Source organism: Actinomadura rugatobispora (genome assembly GCF_042656285.1).
GTDB lineage: Bacteria > Actinomycetota > Actinomycetes > Streptosporangiales > Streptosporangiaceae > Spirillospora > Spirillospora rugatobispora.
Genome location: NZ_JBHSON010000027.1, coordinates 75,378 through 94,072, shown reverse-complemented (window position 1 = coordinate 94,072; position 18,695 = coordinate 75,378). Strand labels below are relative to the sequence as shown.

Annotated in this window: 16 protein-coding genes; 5 read left to right on the top strand and 11 right to left on the bottom strand. The window is 73.3% G+C overall.

Features of this window, described 5'->3' with window-relative positions:
- Positions 1–7 precede the first annotated feature (7 nt).
- The 6 genes from ACFPZN_RS20545 to ACFPZN_RS20520 all read right to left on the bottom strand — a co-directional run bounded on the left by ACFPZN_RS20545 (position 8) and on the right by ACFPZN_RS20520 (position 7,196).
- A complete protein-coding gene (locus tag ACFPZN_RS20545) occupies positions 8–277 on the bottom strand; it encodes a helix-turn-helix domain-containing protein (RefSeq protein WP_378283661.1) in 270 nt (89 codons plus the stop codon).
- Between the two features lie 114 nt (positions 278–391).
- Positions 392–778, bottom strand: a complete 387-nt coding sequence (locus tag ACFPZN_RS20540; RefSeq protein ID WP_378283660.1) for a hypothetical protein — start codon at positions 776–778, stop codon at positions 392–394.
- Positions 771–1,124 (bottom strand): hypothetical protein, encoded by a 354-nt coding sequence (locus ACFPZN_RS20535; protein ID WP_378283658.1) that lies wholly within the window; start codon positions 1,122–1,124, stop codon positions 771–773. Before ACFPZN_RS20535 ends, ACFPZN_RS20540 begins: the two co-directional genes overlap by 8 nt.
- Positions 1,125–2,046: 922 nt before the next feature.
- Positions 2,047–2,757, bottom strand: coding sequence for a response regulator transcription factor (locus ACFPZN_RS20530; protein ID WP_378283657.1), 711 nt, complete (start codon positions 2,755–2,757; stop codon positions 2,047–2,049).
- A 157-nt stretch (positions 2,758–2,914) separates the two neighbouring features.
- The gene (locus ACFPZN_RS20525; protein ID WP_378283656.1) at positions 2,915–5,827 is read right to left on the bottom strand and encodes a helix-turn-helix transcriptional regulator; all 2,913 of its coding nucleotides are present in this window, start codon (positions 5,825–5,827) and stop codon (positions 2,915–2,917) included.
- 112 nt (positions 5,828–5,939) lie between these two features.
- Positions 5,940–7,196, bottom strand: coding sequence for a glycosyltransferase (locus ACFPZN_RS20520; protein WP_378283655.1), 1,257 nt, complete (start codon positions 7,194–7,196; stop codon positions 5,940–5,942).
- Between the two features lie 191 nt (positions 7,197–7,387).
- Between ACFPZN_RS20520 and ACFPZN_RS20515 the strand changes: the two genes are divergently transcribed.
- Together ACFPZN_RS20515 and ACFPZN_RS20510 are read left to right on the top strand one after the other, a co-directional pair.
- Positions 7,388–8,008: a histone deacetylase gene (locus tag ACFPZN_RS20515; protein ID WP_378283654.1), complete on the top strand. Its 621-nt coding sequence runs from the start codon at positions 7,388–7,390 to the stop codon at positions 8,006–8,008.
- 43 nt (positions 8,009–8,051) lie between these two features.
- Positions 8,052–8,513, top strand: coding sequence for a peroxiredoxin (locus ACFPZN_RS20510; protein ID WP_378283653.1), 462 nt, complete (start codon positions 8,052–8,054; stop codon positions 8,511–8,513).
- Here ACFPZN_RS20510 and ACFPZN_RS20505 read toward each other — a convergent pair.
- Positions 8,510–10,138, bottom strand: a complete 1,629-nt coding sequence (locus ACFPZN_RS20505; RefSeq protein ID WP_378283651.1) for a CocE/NonD family hydrolase — start codon at positions 10,136–10,138, stop codon at positions 8,510–8,512. The two genes, ACFPZN_RS20510 and ACFPZN_RS20505, sit on opposite strands and share 4 nt — an antisense overlap.
- A 322-nt stretch (positions 10,139–10,460) precedes the next feature.
- Between ACFPZN_RS20505 and ACFPZN_RS20500 the strand changes: the two genes are divergently transcribed.
- Positions 10,461–11,528, top strand: coding sequence for a mechanosensitive ion channel family protein (locus tag ACFPZN_RS20500; RefSeq protein ID WP_378283650.1), 1,068 nt, complete (start codon positions 10,461–10,463; stop codon positions 11,526–11,528).
- A gap of 4 nt (positions 11,529–11,532) precedes the next feature.
- Here the strand turns inward: ACFPZN_RS20500 and ACFPZN_RS20495 are convergent, their stop codons facing one another.
- Positions 11,533–11,655, bottom strand: coding sequence for a hypothetical protein (locus tag ACFPZN_RS20495; protein WP_378283649.1), 123 nt, complete (start codon positions 11,653–11,655; stop codon positions 11,533–11,535).
- A gap of 166 nt (positions 11,656–11,821) precedes the next feature.
- On the opposite strand from ACFPZN_RS20495, the gene ACFPZN_RS20490 reads away from it, so the two are divergent.
- On the top strand, positions 11,822–13,039 hold the full coding sequence (locus ACFPZN_RS20490; protein WP_378283648.1) for an RNA-guided endonuclease InsQ/TnpB family protein: 1,218 nt from the start codon (positions 11,822–11,824) through the stop codon (positions 13,037–13,039).
- A 25-nt stretch (positions 13,040–13,064) separates the two neighbouring features.
- Here ACFPZN_RS20490 and ACFPZN_RS20485 read toward each other — a convergent pair whose 3' ends face one another.
- Together ACFPZN_RS20485 and ACFPZN_RS20480 are read right to left on the bottom strand one after the other, a co-directional pair.
- Positions 13,065–15,527 (bottom strand): WD40 repeat domain-containing protein, encoded by a 2,463-nt coding sequence (locus tag ACFPZN_RS20485; protein WP_378283647.1) that lies wholly within the window; start codon positions 15,525–15,527, stop codon positions 13,065–13,067.
- Positions 15,528–15,628: 101 nt separating this feature from the next.
- Positions 15,629–16,525, bottom strand: coding sequence for an ATP-binding protein (locus ACFPZN_RS20480; protein ID WP_378283646.1), 897 nt, complete (start codon positions 16,523–16,525; stop codon positions 15,629–15,631).
- A 182-nt stretch (positions 16,526–16,707) separates the two neighbouring features.
- Here ACFPZN_RS20480 and ACFPZN_RS20475 point away from each other — a divergent pair, with 182 nt between their 5' ends.
- Positions 16,708–17,145, top strand: a complete 438-nt coding sequence (locus ACFPZN_RS20475) for an organic hydroperoxide resistance protein (RefSeq protein WP_378283645.1) — start codon at positions 16,708–16,710, stop codon at positions 17,143–17,145.
- Positions 17,146–17,157: 12 nt separating this feature from the next.
- On the opposite strand, the gene ACFPZN_RS20470 is transcribed toward ACFPZN_RS20475, so the two are convergent.
- A complete protein-coding gene (locus tag ACFPZN_RS20470) occupies positions 17,158–18,693 on the bottom strand; it encodes a hypothetical protein (RefSeq protein ID WP_378283644.1) in 1,536 nt (511 codons plus the stop codon).
- Between the last annotated feature and the right edge of the window lie 2 nt (positions 18,694–18,695).

Here is an 18,695-nt window from a genome sequence, read left to right as displayed (position 1 = left end):
CGGCGGGTCAGCCGGTGAGAAGGCCGTCGGCGTGACCTTTGGCGGCTGCCTGGGTTCGGCTGGTGACGTCTAGTTTGGCGAGGATGTTGGAGACGTGGACGCTGGCTGGTTTCGGGCTGATGAAGAGGGCCGCGGCTATCTGCTTGTTGTTGCGGCCTTCGGCTACGAGTTTGAAGGCTTCGCGTTCGCGGGCGGTCAGACGGTCAGGACCCGGACGAGAGGGGTCGCGCCCAGGGACTCGGCCTCCTCCACGGCTGGTCCTGGAACCTCTGACCATGCTGCCCGTGACCGCGGTTCCGGTGCTCGGCTCGGACGGGGATCTCGCCGCTCCGGCGTGTGCGGTGGCCCGCGAGATCCCCGCCGTCAATCGGTTCGCCGACTGCGTGCGGCGTCAGGCATAGGCCGATTTGCTGTCCGAACTCGCCAGTCGCTTGTCGCCTTCGTACAGGGCGGCGAAGAAGTAGATCCGATGCCTTTCGGGCCAGCTGAAGTTACATTCCCTCACCGTGCCCGCGCCTTTCGTGTTCTTGCACTCGTATGTGGCGGGAGTGCCTTCGACACTCTCGGACCAGGCGAATCCGCGGACATGGTGCCCGTCGGCCTCGTTGTCCTCGACGTACAGGATCTCACCGTCCGGCTGGAAGCACACCCGGCCCCAGGTGTGCGGGTCGGTGCAATACCGAATGGACGCCTGCGCCGGCGGCGCCAGGATGACGGGAAGGGCGGCGACCGGCACGGCCAGCATCGCCAGGACGTGTTGACGGATTTTGCTAGGCATAGGCTGACTTCCAGCGTGACTCGTCCAGGCGGAAATCACCTTCGTGCAGGCGGGCCTGGAAGTGGATGAGGTGACCTTCGGGGAAACTGAAGTTGCATTCTTGGACCGTGCCTGCCCCCTTGGTGTTCGCGCAGGTGTACAGGGGTGTGTTGTCGGGCACGCTCCCGTCGAATGCCACGCCGCGGACGTGGTGGCCATCGGCGTCGTCGTCATAGACGTACATGATCTCGCCGGCCGGCTGGAAGCACGCGCGGCCCCAGGTGTGCGGATCCGTGCAATACCGCACGTACGCATGTGCCGGCGGCGTCAGGGTGAGCGGAAGTGCGAAGGCCGACGCCGCGAGCACGGCCAGGATTCCCTTGCGACGGCTCGCTGGATTTTGTCGCATTGGCGCCTCTCGTGATCGGAGCCGTGCCGGCCGCCACGGCGAAGGCGACGCTCGCCGTGCCCGCCTCGACCACACGGCGACCGGGTCTGCTCATCGTTGACGCCACCTTCGCAAGGGCTGTGAGCCGGCCTCCCGCTCCGCGGCGCGGGCGGGACTACTCGGAGGCAATCGCAGCGGCCCGCGACCACGCCATAGGAGGACGCCTGATTTGAAGCTTTTCTAACATCTCGCTCTCGCCCGCGACCGGCTCATCACGGAGAGCGTCCACGGCCGCCCGCCTTGAAGCGATGTCAAGAAAAGCCGGTAACTGGATCTTCCTGAGAAACCACTCGATGGGGTTACCGCCAGACCGCCGAGCGGAAGCCAGAAATTGCGCGCCCAGGCCGGAGGGCGTGAGGCGCGGTTGAGTTCCGCCGCGAACGCCGTCATCACGGATACTGCGGCCACCTACCGGGGCGCGGTGGTCCCGGAGGGCGGCGGGAAATGGCGCCTGCGAGTGCACGTCGGCCGACGAGCTGCCCAAGAAGGTGGACGCCGCATGAAACGGGCTGGGCTCGGCTACGCGAGTGTGGACGCCTCTGCGCGACAAGCGGTGGTAGGCCGACGAGACGCCGTTGCCGGCCGAGATCGCGACTGCCACCGCCGACGCGTGCTGCCGCGTCCGCGTCGACCACGCGGGCGCCGATGACCTCCCCGTCCCGGCCTACGGCTCGGCGATGATGAGCGGGCGCGGCGCCAGAGCCGGATCACGGCCGCGACGGCCGGCCGGTTGCCGGTCAGCGCGTCGTCAGCGCAGGCGTATCCAGGTCGCCGCTCCGGTTCGAGGAGATCGTTCTGTGGCCGTCCACCCCGGCGGCGCATCACCGGCTCCGTCCGCGTCTCACCGGTTCTCCGCCGTGGCGTCGACGGCGCCCGGCCCGCTGCCCGGAGGGGACGGCGCGCCGGTCGCCCGCAACCGGTAGCCGACCGCGTGGACGGACTCCAGCACGGCGGCGGGACGTATCTTCGTGCGCAGCGTCGAGATGTGCACGTCGAGGGTGCGGGACTTGCCCTCCCAAGAGGTCTGCCAGACCTCGCGGTGCAGCCGCTCGCGGGGCACGACCGTTCCGTGCTCGCGGGCGAGCGCGGCGAGCAGGGTGAACTCCTTCGGAGTCAGCCGGATCGCGACGTCGTTCACGTAGGCGATGCGCCCGTCCAGATCCACCCGGAGCCCGCCGATCGTTCGCGCCCCGGCGGCCCGGGGCCGGATCCGGCGCAGCACCGCGTCCAGCCTGGCCTGCAACTCGGCGATGCCGAACGGTCTGACCAGGTAGTCGTCGGCGCCCTCGCGCAGCCCCGTCACGCGGTCGCGCTCGGTGCCGCGCTCGGACAGGATGATGATCGCGACCTCGCTGCGGGCGCGCAACCGCCGGCACGCCTCCAGCCCGTCGCCGGCGGGCAGCGGCAGCCCCAGCAGGACGGCCTCGCCCGGCGAGGCGTCCAGGGCGGCCGCGGCCGTGCGGACGTGCTCCACCTCGTACCCGCACCGGTGGAGCGCCCTCGTCAGCGCCGCGGCGAAACGAGGATCGTCCTCCACGAGCAGAACCCTCATCCGTTCTCGCCGTTCCCCTCTTTCCTCGTCCGCCGCGATGGAGAGCCTTTGCTGACGACCGTTCGGACACCGCTCCAGAGGCAACGTTTCGCCGGTCACGAATCGATCACTGATTCGCGCGCTGCCACCATCACGGCGACGGGGCAGGTGGGCGGTCTCAGCCGGTGAGGAGGCCGTCGGCGTGAGCCTTGGCGGCGGCTTGGGTTCGGCTGGTGACGTCTAGCTTCGCGAGGATGTTGGAGACGTGGACGCTGGCCGTCTTGGGGCTGATGAAGAGGGCTGCGGCTATCTCCTTGTTGTTGCGGCCTTCGGCTACGAGCTTGAGGACTTCGCGTTCGCGGGCGGTCAGACCACCGGCTGCGGGCTCGGGCTGCTGCGCGGTGAGGCGGGCGCGGGCGCCTAGGTCGGTCAGGGCCCGGACGAGAGGGGCGGCGCCCAGGGACTCGGCCTCCTGCGCGGCCGTGCGCCATTCGTTCAGGGCCTCCTCGCGGGAGCCCTGGGCGGCCAGGGATTCGGCCAGGCGCCAGCGGGTGCGGGCCAACTCGTAGGTGAAGCCGTAGGAGAAGGCTTCGAGGGTCTTGCGCCACAGGGCGGGGTCGTTGGCGCCGTGCGCGCGGGCGTGTTCGGCTTCGGCGCGGGCCAGCCAGGCGTGGCCTTCCAGGCCGAGCCAGGCGCGGGTGCGGCCGTCGGGGGTGGTGGCCACGGTGGCGCGGGCGCGTTCGAGAAGGTTGTCGGCGGCCTCGACGGCCGACGCGGCGGTGCCGTTGTCGCCGGAGGCGCGGGCCTGGACGGCGCGGTCGGCGTGCGCCCACAGGGCGGTGGCGATGACCCGGACGGCCGCGACGTCCTGCGCGGGCAGGACGGCCTGGGCGGCCGTGGCGTGGTCGAGGGCCGCCGCGGTGTCGCCCTGCCAGAGGGCGTGCTCGGCGGCCAGGCCGCGGGCGACGTAGGCGATGAAGTCGTCCTCAGGCCAGACCGGTTCGAGCCAGCGGAAGCGTTCGGTGATGTCCTCGCCGCGGGCGACCTCTAGGAAGAGGGCGTAGGAGGAGACCTGCGCCTCGGCGGGGCGGACGACCTGCATCGGGAAGTCGGCGGCGAGCCGTCCGGCTTCCTCCCAGTCGCCGGAGGTGTAGTGGATGAGGAACTGCAGGCAGCGCAGGGTGCTGCCGTAGGGGCTCCAGCCGAGGCCGTTGGCGAGGGAGAAGGCCACACCGTCGTCGGCGGCGCGGACGGCGGCGGGCAGGTCGCCGCGGTCGAAGATGGAGCGGGCGAGGTGGAACGCGGCGCGCTGCCCGACCTGGTAGTTGCCCGCGCCGACGGCGAGGTCGCGGGCGCGGGCGAACAGCGCGCCGACCTCGGGGTCGGGTTCCCGGGTCTCCCGGTAGATGCCGAGGCTGACCAGGGCGCTGGCCTCGGCGTCGGCCGCTCCGGCGGCGCGGGCGGCGGCGACGGCCTCCTCGGCGACGGCGCGCAGGCTCGGGTCCACCTCCTCGAACAGCATGGTGCGGACGTAGGTGGCGAGGGCGGAGGCGCGCTCGGCCGTGGGCGGGTCGGCGGGGAGCATGGCGATGGCCTCGCGGGACACCGCCATCGACTCGTCGTGCTGCTTGACGTCGTCGAGGTAGTAGGCCAGGTGCTCGCGCAGCAGCACCCCCATCCGGACGTCGGCGGGGTCGGCCTCCTCCAGCAGGCGGCGCAGGCGGGAGATGGCGCGGCGCGGCTCGCCGGAGCGGCCGGAGGAGCGGACCGCGGCCAGTTCCAGTTGGACGCGGCCGGTCCCGGCGGCCTCCTCCGGGCCGGGCACGGCGTCCCAGAGGGACAGGGCGCGGTCGTAGTGCTCGTGGGCCTCGTCGGGGGCGCCCATCCGCTCGGCCTCGCGGCCGGCCTGGACGGACGCGGCGAACGCGGCGGGCAGGTCGTGGGCGGCCAGGCTGTGGTGGGCGAGTTCGGCGGCGACCCGGCCGGGGACGGCGGGCGCCCGCTTCAGGAGGTCGGCGTACGCGGCGTGCAGCCGGGTCCGCTCGCCCGGGAGCAGGTCGGCGTACACCGCCTCGCGGAGCAGCGCGTGCCGGAAGGTGTACCCCTGGGCGCCGTCGGGGATCAGCAGCCGGTGCGAGACGATCTCGCGCAGCGCCTCGCCGGCGGCGGCCTCGTCCAGCCCGCAGACCTGGCGGACCGGTTCGTCGTCGACCCGGTGCCCGGCGACCGACGCGGCCCGCACCACGCGGGCGGCGTTCTCGGAGAGGCGTTCGACGCGGGCGAGGAGGAGGTCGGCGAGCCCGGCGGGCAGCTCCTCGTCGGTGCGGGCGGCGGTGTAGAGCTCGGCCGCGTAGAACGGGTTGCCCTCCGAGCGGCGGTGCACCCGGTTGATCTCCTCGGCGGTGGGCGGGGCGCCGTCGCCGCCGAGGGAGGCCAGGTACTCGGCGGTCTCGCCGTGCCCGAACGGGCCCAGCTCGACCGCGCCGACCTCGGGGAGCCGCAGCAGCTCGGCGACGACCGGGCGGAGCGGGTGCCGCCGGTGCAGGTCGTCGGAGCGGTAGGTGCCGACCAGGCAGACCCGTTCGCGCTGCAGGACGCGGCTGAGGAAGGTCAGCAGGTGGCGGGTGGAGCGGTCGGCCCAGTGCAGGTCCTCCAGCACCAGCAGCACGGGGCGGTCGCGGCCCAGCTCGCCGAGCAGTCCCAGGACGGCGCCGAACAGCCGCTGCTGGCCGAGGTCCCCGGCCGGGACGCCGTCGCCGCCGCCGTCGGGCAGCAGCCGCCGCAGCACCGGCCGGTCGTCGAGGGCGGCGCGCAGCGCGGGGTCGGCGGAGCCGGTCCACAGGGCGTCGGCCAGCGGCAGGTACGGCATGCTCTCGCCGAGTTCGGCGCACTGGCCGGCCAGGACGGTGCAGCCGCGGTCGCGGGCGATCCGGGTGAGCGCGCCGACCAGGTGCGACTTGCCGACCCCGGCGTCGCCGCTGACCAGCACGACCCCGGCGGCGCCCGCGGCGGCCCGGTCCAGGGCGCCGGTGAGGGCGGCCAGCTCGGCGGCCCGGCCGATCAGCGTCCCGGAACGATCGCCTCCTCCCATGACGCCGAGTATGGCACCCGCGGGGGGATGCGCCTGCCCGTCCCCGGACACGCACGGACCCCCGGACCGAGGGATGGGGTCGGGAGGTCCGGGGGCCCGTACGCCGCTCTGGTCAGCCGACCAGGACGGGCTCTTCGACGCCCGCGCCGGTCTCGGCCGCGGCGGCCGCCTCGGGCTCGGGCTCGGGGGGCAGCACCTTGGTGTAGGCGCGCAGCGTCTCGGCGGCGATGCGGTCCCAGGAGAAGCGGGAGTGGGCCCGGTCGGCGGCGGCGATGGCGTACCCGTTGAGGGTGGTGTCCTCGGTCAGCAGGCGGCGGACGGCGCGGCCGATCTGCACGGGACGGCCGGCCGGGACGTGGATCCCGGTGATGCCGTCCAGCACGGTGTCGGCGTTCCCGCCTGCCCGGGTGGCGACCACGGGGACGCCGCAGGCCATGGCCTCCAGCGGCACCAGCGGGGACGGCTGGACGGGGGCCAGGCACAGCGCCAGCTTGGCGGTGCGCAGCAGCCGGGGGAGCGACTTGCGCGGCACCCGGCCCAGGAAGATCACCCGGTCCTCGACGTGCAGCTCCTTGGCCAGCAGCCGCAGCCGGTGCACGGCGGCGTCGTTCTCCAGCTCCTCGCGGGGCGGGCCGCCGGCGACGGCCAGCTCGGCGCCGGGCACGTGGACCAGGGCGCGGATGGCGGTGGCGACCCCGCCGCCCTCCAGGTCGTGGGCGACGGTGACGAGGCGGTCCCGGGCGCCGTGCGGCATGGCCGGGCCGATCTGGCTGAACTGGTCGCCGTCCACCCCGTAGGGCACCATCGTGATCGTGCGGCGGGGGACGCCCATCCGGACCAGCGTGGCGGCCTCGTCGGCGCAGGCGGTGACGACCGCGGCGGCCTCCCGGCCGATCGCCTTCTCCAGCCGTGCCCGGGCCGGGTGGACGCGGCGCCCGGCCTGGCGCTCGGCGGCGCCGAGGCCGTGCGGGCTCACCACGAACGGGATGCCGAGCTCGCGGGCCACCGCGCAGGCGGCCAGTCCGCCGATCCAGCCGTGCGCGTGGACGAGGTCGGGGCGCCCGGTGCCGCGCCAGCGGTCGCGCAGCCCCTCCGCGAAGTCGCGGACGTGCTGGAGCAGCTGGTCGTCGTCCAGCGGCCGGGCCGGGCCCGCGTCGATCTGCTGCACGGACGCGCCGGGCCCCAGCCTGACGCGCGCACGCGCCGCGGCGTCGTGGCGGCGCGTGTACAGCGTGACCTGGTGACCCGTGGAGTCGTCGGACGCCGGTCGGGCGAGGGCGCGGGCGAGCTCCCGGGTGTGGATCGCCTGGACGTGTTCGCCGTCGAGGTCGGAGGCGGACACCAGGGCGATGTTCAAAGGACGCTGCATGACGAGAACCTCCGGGTTTAGCACAGGAGAAACCTGGAGGTATCTGCGTCGTAGACACCCGCTCGATCTTTGTGTTTCCGGTCGAGCGCCGCTGAAACGTACGTCTCTCGAAAAAAGGACCGGACAAGGGGGAACGTGACCGGCGCCATACCGTCGGCCGCTGATCGGCGCTGTTCGTACACTGGGGCGCGATGAGCGGGGAAGCGGCGGTCTGGTACGTGGCCTATGGGTCCAACCTCTATCAGGAGCGTTTTTCCTGCTACCTGGCCGGAGGGCGGCCCGCGGGCGGAGCCCGGACCTACACCGGCTGCCGCGACACCAGGCCCGCCCGGGCCTCCCGGGCGGTCGAGCTGCCCGGCGGCATCTACTTCGCGCTGACCTCGCTGACGTGGGGCGGCGGCATGGCCTTCTACGACCGGGGGCTGCCCGGCCGTGCCGCGGCGCGCGCCTACCTCCTCACCCGGCAGCAGTTCTGCGACGTGGTGGCGCAGGAGATGCGCCGGGAGGTGGGCGAGGACCCCGACCTGTCGGAGGTGCTGCGGACCGGGCGGCAGACGCTCGGCCCGGGCCGGTACGAGACCCTCATCCGGGTCGGCGAGCGCGACGGGCACCCGATGCTCACCTTCACCTCGCCCGACGGCGCGGCCCGCGCCGAGCTGAACGCGCCGACCGCCCCGTACCTCACCATGCTCGGCAACGGGCTGCGGGAGGCGCACGGCTGGACGGCCGGGCGCGCCGCCGCCTATCTCTGCGCCCGTCCGGGCGCCGCGCGGGCGTGGACGGTGGCGGACATCACGGCGCTGTTGGGCTGAGGGCCCCCTGCCGCCGGGCGTGTCGCTGTTGTACGTTCAGTCCATGAACGTGGGCGACGTGGTCGACGACTTCGAACTGCCGGACGAGACGGGCCGCACCCGTACGCTCGGCGGCCTGCTGGAGGACGGCCCGGTCGTCCTCTTCTTCTATCCCGCCGCGATGACGCCGGGGTGCACCTCCGAGGCGTGCCACTTCCGCGACCTCAAGGGCGAGCTGGCCGAGGTCGGCGCGCACCCGGTGGGGATCAGCGGCGACGACGTGGCCAAGCAGAAGGAGTTCGCCGACAAGCACGACTTCGGCTACCCGCTGCTGGCCGACGCCGACGGCACGGTGCGCGCGCTCTTCGGGGTGAAGCGGGGGGTGGCGCTGGCGCCGACCAAGCGGCAGACGTTCGTCATTGACACCGACCGCCGCGTCCTGGAGATCGTGAAGAGCGAGATCCGGATGAACGTGCACGCCGACAAGGCCCTGGCCGCCCTGCGCGCCCGCTCCGCCAAGGGCTAGCCGGCCGGCATCTCGGGGAGCACGATCGCCGACGGCCTGCCCGGCTCGTGGAAGATCTCCTGGTCGGCGGTGAGCATCGTGGACGCGGTGCCGATCGGCTCGCCGGTGCCCGGATTGCGCGCCACCCGCGGGTAGGCGCCGCTGCACACCTGCACGCGGACGCGGTGCCCGGCCGGGAACCGGTGGCCGACGGGCCACAGCTCCACCGCGACGCGGCGCACGCCCTCCTCGTCGGCCTCCGGGGTGCCGGGGACGAGCCGTCGCATGCCCTCGCACAGGTTCAGCGACTTGCCGTCGGGGTCCACGTCGCACAGCCGCACCACGAAGTCGGTGTGCTCCCGGTCGGACCGGACGAACAGCTCGGCCGTGACCGGGCCGATGATCTCCAGGTCCTCTTCGAGCTCCTCCGAGGTGTAGGTGAGCACGTCGCGGCGGCGCTCCAGGCGGCGCTGGTCGGTGACCGGGTGGTTGTCGCCCAGCAGGGTGGGGCCGCCCAGGAACGGCGTGGGGTGGTCGGGGTCGTACCGGTAGCGGTCGGGTTCGGACTCGGGCGCGCGGTCGTGGCCGAGGCCGCCGTCGGGGAGCAGGTGCCAGCGCCGCTCCCGCATGCCCGGGACGGGCCAGTCCGGGAACTCGCGCCACTCCTCGGCTCCCGTGACGAACAGCCGGACGGGTTTCTCGCGCAGGCCGGCGGGGTCGTCCAGGAGGTGGGCGCGGAACCAGCTCAGCGACTCGCCGATCGAGCCGCGCATCATCCGCTGGTCGGCGTGGAACCAGGGGCCGATGGTGAGGTAGGGCCGGTGCCCGCCCGCGCGCAGCGCCGCGTAGTCCTTGAGCTGCCAGGGCAGGAAGATGTCGTACCAGCCGCCGGTCATGTTCACCGGCGCCTTGACCTCGGACACGGTCGGGCTGAAGTCGCGCCGGTCCCAGAAGGGCGTGTCGGGGCCGCTGACCAGCAGGTCCTGGAAGAAGCGGCGCTGCTCGCCGGTCGCCAGCACGTCGAGTTCGGCCAGTGGGCGGCCCGAGAGCGCGGCGCGGCGGGCCCGGCGCGGTGACATGAGGCCGGTGGTGATGCCCGACAGCGGGTGCTTCATCCGGGAGGTGAGGTCGACCCAGATCAGCGTGGACTCCAGCGCGAAGGTGCCGCCGACGTTGATGGCGTCGCGGAACTGCGACGCCGTCACCTGCATCGACAGGGCCTTGAGCTCGGGACCGGCCTCGGCCGCCACCGCCCACTGCACATATCCGAGGTAGCTGGGGCCGTGCATGGCGAACGTGCCGCCGAACCACGGCTGCTCCTTCAGCCACGCGATCGTGGCCAGGCCGTCCTCGCTCTCGTCCAGCGGCTCGAAGACCCCGCCGGAGCCGAAGCCGCCGCGCACGCTCTGCACCACGGCCTGGAAGCCGTGCGAGGCGAACGCCTGGCCGCACATGAGGCCGAACGGGCCGCGCCTGCCGTAGGGCGAGCGGACCAGCACGGTCGGCGGCCGGTCGACGTCCACCGGCGCGTAGTGATCGGCCAGCAGCGTGATCCCGTCGGCGGCCGGGACCTCAAGGTCGCGGCGCACCGACACCCGGTGGGGACCGTTCGGAAGCCCGAGCGCCGTGGTCCCCAGACGGCGCATGAGACCCAGACCTACCACTCGATCAACCCTAATCGGCGACCTCCGCCGTTCCGCCGCGGGGGAAGGGAGGTCCGCGCCACATTTTTCACGGCGCGTGCCCGTGACGTTTCACTTACTGCTCGTGACCTGCGTTTGCGTCACTTACCGTGTGGCCTTACCGACAGTGGGCAGGGTCTTCCGAGATCGTCCCCGGCGCCGAACATTTTCACTACGATCGGGCCAAATCGGGATCAGTACAGCAGAGCGAATTTATGCCGCGTACTGCCAGAAAACGGTGCGTGCGGCCGGAGCAGGCCGCCGCCCGGAGGGAGAGATTCACGTCATGCCTGAGTCGCTGGACTGGGGCCGGATCATCGCCGCCGCCGTGGTGTTCGCGGTGGCGCTGGCCGTCGCGGTCGTCCTGCGCATCCTGTCGGGACGGCTGAACAAGCGGGCGGTCGACAGCCGCTGGGCCTGGGACGACCTGGCCGCCAAGCTGCTGCACGACCTCGCGGTCCCGCTGGCCCTGCTCGGCGGCGCCTGGATCGCGGCGAACGTGCTGGACCTCAAGCCCGGCTCGCTCTCGGTCACCGCCCGGGTGCTCACCGCGCTGACGATCGTCATCGTCTCGCTGGCCTGCGCCCGGCTGATCGCCGGCATCGTCACCTCGATCGCGCTGGCCCGGCAGGGCGTGGCCGCCAACGTGACGATCTTCGCCAACATCACCCGGGTGGTCGTGCTCGGCATCGGCATGCTGGTGATGCTGCAGAGCCTCGGGGTCTCCATCACCCCGCTGCTGGGCGCCCTGGGCGTCGGCGGCCTGGCGGTCGCGCTGGCCCTCCAGGACACCCTGGCCAACCTGTTCGCGGGCGTGCACGTGCTGGCGTCCAAGACCATCGAGCCCGGCGACTACATCAGGCTCAGCAGCGGCCAGGAGGGGTACGTCGTCGACATCAACTGGCGCAACACCTCCATCCGGACCCTGTCCGACAACGTCGAGGTGATCCCCAACCAGCGGTTCTCCGACACGATCCTCACCAACTACCACCGCCCGGCGCAGGACATGTCCCTGCTGATCCAGGCGAAGGTGGCCTACGGCAGCGACCTGGAGCACGTGGAGAAGGTCGTCGTCGAGATCGGCACCGAGGTGATGAACGAGATCGAGGGCGCGGTGAAGGAGCACGAGACCCTGGTCCGCTTCCACACCTTCGCCGACTCGGCGATCAACTTCACCGTCATCCTGCGGATCACCGAGTTCGGCGAGCAGTTCCGCCTCAAGCACGAGTTCGTCAAGCGGCTGCACCGCCGCTTCCAGATCGAGGGCATCGAGATCCCGCTCCCGGCCCGCCGCGTCCTGCTCGCCGAGGGGTCGAACGGCCACACCCTGGACCTGGCCCCGGCCGACCACTGAACGGTCAGCAGGTCCGGCGGTAGGGGACCTCGGGGACGTACCGCCGCCACTCCGCCTCCGTCAGGCCGCCGCGGCCGCCGCACAGCGCGGCCGCGGCCCGCGCCGGGTCGAGGACGTGCTCCTTCATCCAAGAACCTCCGAGGAAACCCCGGCCTTCAGGCCGGGGAGGAATCGGACCCCTGCGGAGCAGGGCAGGGGAAGGAGATTCGCCCCCAGGGCGAATGTCCGCCGACCAGGCACCATCCTGCACGTTCTCGTCCCTGTGTTCGAGCGTGCACGCTACGCTCACACTTGTGTCGCGTTACCGTCTGGACCCCACGCCCGAGCAGGAGTACGTCCTGCTCTCGCATTGCGCGCACGCCCGGTTCGTATGGAACCTGGCTCTGGAGCAGCACGCCTTCTGGTCCCGGCACCGGGGCGGCGCACCCGGCTACCACGAGCAGTTTCGGCAGCTCACCGAGGCCCGCGCCGAGTTCGGGTGGCTACGGGCCGGGCCGCAGACCGTCCAGCAGCAGGCCTTGCGCGACTTCGCGCAGGCGATGGCCAACTTCTTCGCCGGTACCCACCGCCGCCCCACCTGGCGCAAGCAGGGCGTGCACGAGGGGTTCCGGCAGATCGGCGTCAAACCCCACCAGGTCAGGCGCCTGTCGCGCAAGTGGGGTGCGGTGCTGGTGCCCAAGTGCGGATGGGTGTGGTTCCGGCTGTCGCGGCCGGTACCGGCGGGTGTGAAGTCCTACCGGGTCACCCGTGACCGGGCCGGGCGCTGGCATGTGGCCTTCGCGCACGTCCCGCCCCCGGTCCCCGGGCCCGGTGACGGGAGCGTGGTCGGGGTGGACCGGGGCGTCACCGTCAGCGCCGCCCTCTCGACCGGGGACCTGCTGCACGTGCCCGGCCTCACCCCCGGAGAACAGCGGCGCCTGGAGCGGCTGGCCCGCAGGCTGGGACGCGCCCGGCGCGGCTCCCGCCGCCGCGCCGCTCTCAAGGCCGCGCTCGCCCGCCTCAACACCCGCGAAAGCGACCGGCGCAAGAACTGGGTGGAGCAGACCTCCACCGCCCTGGCCCGCCGGTTCGAGGTGATCGGCGTCGAGGACCTCAACGTCTCGGGCATGACCCGCTCGGCCAGAGGCACCCTCCAGCGGCCGGGACGCAACGTCGCCGCCAAGGCGGGACTGAACCGGGGCATCCTCGCCAACGGCTGGGCCAAGCTGGTGGAGCGGCTGGAGGACAAGGCCCCCGGCCGCGTGTACAAGATCAACCCCGCGTTCACCTCGCAGCGCTGCTCGGCGTGCAGGACCATCGACCCGCAGGCGCGTGAGAGCCAAGCGCGTTTCCGGTGTCGGTCCTGTGGTTTCGCCTGCAACGCCGATGTGAACGCGGCACGCAACATCGCCTACGAGGCGAGCCTCGTGTGCACGCTCGTGGGCACGGCGGCCGGACCGGCCGTTGCTGCGCGGGGACGCTCCGGGGTGCCGGGGCGGATGAACCGCGAACCTCAACCTGTTCTCTCCTGAGGGCACGGGTTGGAATCCCCCTCGTTCACGAGGGGGAGGAGGTCAAGACGCCGCTTCCGTCCACGGCCAGCAGGCTCCGGCCTTCCGGCGCGAACGCCAGCGCCAGCACGCTGGAGGAGTGGCCGGTGAACGCCCCGCCGATCGGCGCCCCGCTCGCGGCGTCCCACAGCCGTACCGCCCCGGCGTCGTCTCCGGTGGCGACGGTCCGCCCGTCCGGGGAGAACGCCACGGAGACGATCGCGGTGCGCTCCTGGCCGGTCCCGCCGAGCAGCCGCAGCGCCGTGCGGCGCTGCGTGCGGGCGTCCCAGAAGGCGACGTCCCGGCCCGAGTCGACGGCGGCGAGGGTCCGGCCGTCGGGGGCGGCGGCCCGGACGGGGCCCATGCCGGGGCCGGGCGGTGCGCTCCGCGCGCCGGACGGGAACGCGAAGGTGCCCGCGCCCCGGCCCACGGTCACCGACCGCCCGTCCGGCGCGAAGACCAGGCCGAGCCCCTCGAACGTCGTCGCCGCCTGCTCGGGGCCCGACGGTGACGGCAAGGGCTGCGAACGGATCAGCCCGGCGGGGGAGACCCGCCAGTACTCCAGGACGTTCTGCGAGCCCTCCTCGCCGATGGTGTCGAGGCTCCCTCCGTCCGGGGCGAACTCCAGCTCACGCACCCGCAGGCCCGGCCGTCCCGGCGCGGTGAGCGAGCCGGTCTTCCTCCGGGCGGGCACCTCCCAGACGTCGATGCCGGCGCCGTCCGCGGCGACCACGGCGAGCCTGCGGCCGTCGGCGCTCCAGGCGAAGCGCTCGTCCGCGGACCCGGGGACGGCCTCCGCCGCGGTCGGCATCTCCGTCACCGGGCGGCGCCCGCGCACGTCCCAGACCCGTACCCGGTCGCCCTCCAGCGTGGCCAGCATGCGGCCGTCACGGCTGAACGCGGCCTCGGCGGGCGTGGGCGCGCCGGGGAGGACGGGCGCGCGCGTGTAGGCGCTCACGTCGGTGGAGACGACCGCCCGCCCTTCACGGACGCAGCGCAGGGTGCGGGCCCCGGCCCCGAACCGCGAGGGCCCGCACTGTGCCTCCATGTCCCGGTTGCGCATCAGCAGGCCGCTCACCGCGGCTCCGGCGGCGGGGCGCCACAGCCGCCCCCCATCGGCCAGGAACGCGCCGTCGGGGCTGAACACGGGGACCAGGGGCTGCTCGTTCGCCGTGAACAGCCAGGCGGCGCGGCGCCCGGTCGCCAGTTCGGTGACGGTGATCCCGGTGTCCTCGGTACGGGCGAACAGCCGCCCGTCGGGGCTGAAGGCCACGTTGCCGGGCCGGTCCGCGGGCGCCAGCGGCGTCCCGTCGACCGGCAGCCGCCGGTGCGCGGCGATGTCCCACCACTCGAACTCCTCGGTCACCGCGAGGATGATCGTCCGGTCGTCGGGGCTGAAGGCGTGGGTCTTGGGCGGACCGTCCCGGCGGAGCGCGAGCCGCGGCGCCGCGCCGCCCGACCACAGCTGGAGGCGCTCACTGGTCGAGATGAGCACGTGGCCGCCGCGCGGGGAGAACTCGACCTGGACGGGGGAGGTGTTGCGCGGGTCGGGCTCGCCGAACTCCGTCCCGAGCGCGCGGCCGGTGCGCACGTCCCACAGCCGCGCCCGGCCGTCGCCGTACCCGACCGCGACGGTGGAGCCGTCGGGACTCAGCGCGACGCCCTCGGCGGCCGGGACCGAGATCGGGACGGAACGGGTCTGCCGGTGGGTGTCCAGGTCCCACAGCCGCGCGGTGCCCGCGTCGGCCGTGACCAGGGTGCGGCCGTCGGGCGCCAGCGCCATCGCGCCGCCCTCGGGCGAGTGCCCCGGCGGGGTGAAGACGTCCTCCTCCACCTGGCCGAGCGCGGCCAGCACCGCCGACCGCGTCTCGGGGACGGCGGCGAGGCGGGCGGCGGCGACCGCCAGGCGCCGCGCCGTGCGCGGATCGCTCCGGCGCAGCTCCGCCGCCTGCCCGGCCAGCCGCCGGGCGACCGCCTCGTCGCGCTGCCGGGTCACGGTGCGCTGCTGCGCGACGACGGTCACGGTCGTGACCGCCAGCAGCGCCAGCAGCGCCGACAGCACCCCGACGAGCACCCGCCGCAGCCGCGCCCGGCGCCGCCCCAGCGCGGCGCAGGCGTCCAGGCCCACGTTCTCGACCAGGTTGAGCGCGGCGTGGCGGCGGCCGGTGGCGGCCCAGCGCATCGCCCGCTCCAGCGGCGTCCCCTGGTACAGGTCGCTGCTCTTGCGCCCGTTGCGGTCCCAGAGCAGCGCGGCGTCGGCGAGGTCGTGGTGGACGGGCAGCCCGTCGCGCTCGGCGGCGACCCAGCCGCGCAGCCGGGGCCAGGCGCGCAGCAGCGCCGCGGACGCGATCGCCACGGTGCCGTCCTCGCGGACGAGCAGGCCCGCGGCGCCGAACTTCCCGAGGATCCGCTCCACCGCCGGCGGCTCGGCGAGGCCGTCGTCGAACTCGCTCTCGTCGGCCCTCCGCAATGGGCGGACACGCCCTAAGGGACGAAGCGGACGTCCGGATGGCGGGGCCAGGGCCGGTCAGGTGATCATGCCCGAACGGGCCCTTCCACCCCCGACCTTCGTCAGGAGGACGGGGCGGCCCGCTCGTCGAACCAGACCACGAACTCGGCCTGGCCGAACATCTGCGCGGTGTCGTACGCGGAGGGCGTCCCGGCCCTGGGGTCGGCGCCGGCGTCCAGCAGGGCCCGCACCACCGCCGGCTCCTTCTTGAAGACGGCGCCGGACAGCGGGCGCTGGCCGCGGTCGTTCTCCCGGTCCGGGTCGGCGCCGCGGGCCGCGAGGGCGCGCACGGTGTCGGCGTGGCCGTGGTAGGCGGCCAGCATGAGCAGCGTGTCGCCCTTGTCGTTGCAGAGGTTGGCGGGGACGCCCGCCTCGACGTAGGCGACCAGCTGCTCGGTCTGACCCTGCCTGGCCAGGTCGAACAGCCTCGTCGCGAACTCCTGGAGCTCGGGATCGGCCTCGTTCATGAGACGCACCCTACTTCCGGGCGGGGGCGTGTGGCCGTTCGCCCAGGCCGAGTCGGCCAGCCGCCGGCCCAGCGTGTCGCCGCCGTAGTGCAGCTTCTTCTCCAGCGACACCAGCGCGCCGTGCTCGGGGTAGGAGTGCAGCCGCACCTCGTCGGCCAGCGTCTCCATGATCAGCATGCCGCGGCCGTGCTCGGCGGTGGGGTCGGGGGCGACCGGGTGACCCGGCGCCAGCCGCGCCGGGTCGAAGCCGCGGCCGTGGTCGATCACCTTGATGACGCAGCGCTCGTCCACGATGAGGACCCGGACCGTGTAGGCGTCGCCCGCCCGGGCGTGCTGCACGACGTTGGCGCACGCCTCGGTCAGCATCAGCCCGATGTCACCGCGAATCGGCTCCTCGACCCCGAGCACGTCCAGCGAGGCGTCCAGCAGCCGGCGGATCGCCGGGACGCTCGCCGCGTCCCTGGGGAACCGAAGATCGAAGTTGATCTCCACGTCTTCTCCGTAGAACGCTGCTCCTCTTACGTGCTGTCTGCCCTGACGATGCCCGGCAAACCCCGTGGCGCGGGTCGAAACGGACAAGGCCGGACCGGGCCACCTGAGTTGTGCACAACTAAGTTGTGCTATCTTCAATTGTGAGCAGGTGGGATCGGCCCACCGGGCACGAGGGAGACGACATGCCGGACGGCGCGACGACGAGCAGCACGGCGCACTACACCGCCGCGGCCACGGCCAGCGGAAGGGACGGCCGCGCGGTCAGCTCCGACGGAAGGCTCGACCTGCCCCTCGCCCTGCCCCGCGAGATGGGCGGCAGCGGCGAGGGCACCAACCCCGAGCAGCTCTTCGCCGCCGGGTACGCGGCCTGCTTCGCCAGCGCGCTGAGCGCCGTCGCCAGGGCGGAGCGGCACGACGTCAGGGACGTCTCGGTCACCGCCGAGGTCGGCATCGGCGGCGACGTCGAGAGCGGGTTCGGGCTCAGCGTCGTGCTGCGGGTCGAGCTGCCCGACGAACTGGCCGGGGACACCGGCCGCGCGCTGGTCGAGCAGGCCCACCAGGTCTGCCCCTACTCCAACGCGACCCGCGGCAACATCCCGGTCGAGCTCGTCGTCGAGTAGGCGGGTCCAGGGTCAGTCGATGGGGCGGCCGTCCAACAGTGCCTGGAGCCGCCCGCGCACGGACTCGTCGGGCTCCCGGGCCAGGGCGGCGGCCACCGCGTCACCGGCCCCCTCGGGCCAGGCGTCCCGGCCCCAGCCGTCCAGCGCCCGGACCGCCATGTTCCGGTTGCGCACGACCGGGCTCGCCAGGCCCGCGATCACCAGCGGCACGCCGCGGCCGGGCCGGCCGCCGAGATCCTGCAGCAGCGTGTCGAGGCAGCGGTGCGGGGCGAAGCGCTCGCCCACGCCCATCTCGTCGGCCGGGCCGGTGGCGATCTCGTCCAGGGGCAGCAGCTCGACCGCCAGCGCGAGGACCTCGTCGATCGAGTCCGGCCCGGCCTGCCCGACGGCGCCGAACCAGTCGGCGGAGTCGAAGGGATCGCGCGTGCGCAGCCGGTCCAGATGCGCCCGCAGCGTCGGGACGCCCAGCGTCCGGCAGACGTGCGCGGCCCGGCGGAACTCCGCCGGGTCCTCGGAGGCGAGCCCCCGCCGCGCCAGGTCGGCCCACAGCGGGCGGTCCATGATCTCCGTGCAGCGCGCCGCCAGCTCCGGCCACTCGCGCTCGGCGTAGCCGCGCACGTCCTGCACGGCCAGGAAATGCCGCAGGTCGGCCGCCCGCGCCGACATATGGTCGAGGAAAAGGGACGCCGCGCGCTTTCCGTCGGCGTAGCCGGGCATTCCCTGGACCGGCCCGCCGTCGTCGGACAGCGCGGTGAGAATGTCGCCCGCCGCGTAGAGGAGTTCGTCGTCGGGGTCCCCGGAAAGGGCGTCGGCCAGCCCGCCGGTCTCGGCCGCGATTCCGGCGAGGTAGGCGTCCATCACCTCGTTGCGGAATCCGTCCCGCAGAATCCATTCCCGGATCCGCGGATCGGCGGTGTCGGAAAGGCGTTCGACGAGGTGGACGCGCCCCCAGCCCCGCACCTGGCGGGCCAGCTCCCACAGCTCGGCCTCGGCGCCGTCGTCGTCGCGGTTGCCCAGGGCGACCGCGGCGAAGAGGGTGAACTCGTCGTGCCGCCCCAGGATCATGAGCTCGTCGCGGTGGTGCCCCGCGTCGAACAGGCCGAGCAGCGCGATGCCGAGCTTGACGGGCTCGCGGTGCCCTCCCTCGGTCGCCAGGCGGTGGGCCAGCCGGTAGCAGTCCTCGGGGTCGACGCCGGACGAGCGCACCCCGGTCAGGACGCCGTCGACGACCGGGACGATCGTGATCCCCCTGGCGGTCTCGTACAGCGCCTCGTAGGCGGCCCGCGCCTCGCGCTTGGACGCGGAGACGGCGTCGGTGAGGGCGGTCGAGAGCCGTCGCACTTCCTCGGGATCGCCTGAACCGCCCCAATGGTGGGTGAGCACGCCGTCATGAGCCCCCGGGGCCCACATGAACTTCTCGTCGCCGTCGCCCTCGTCGGGCAGCGTTTCACCGCCCGGGGAAAGCCCCGGGCCCTCCTCGGGAATGTGCGCCCGGATGTGTTCGAAAATCGAGGGGGGAGAAGCGTTCTGCCGCTGCCTTCCGATCATTC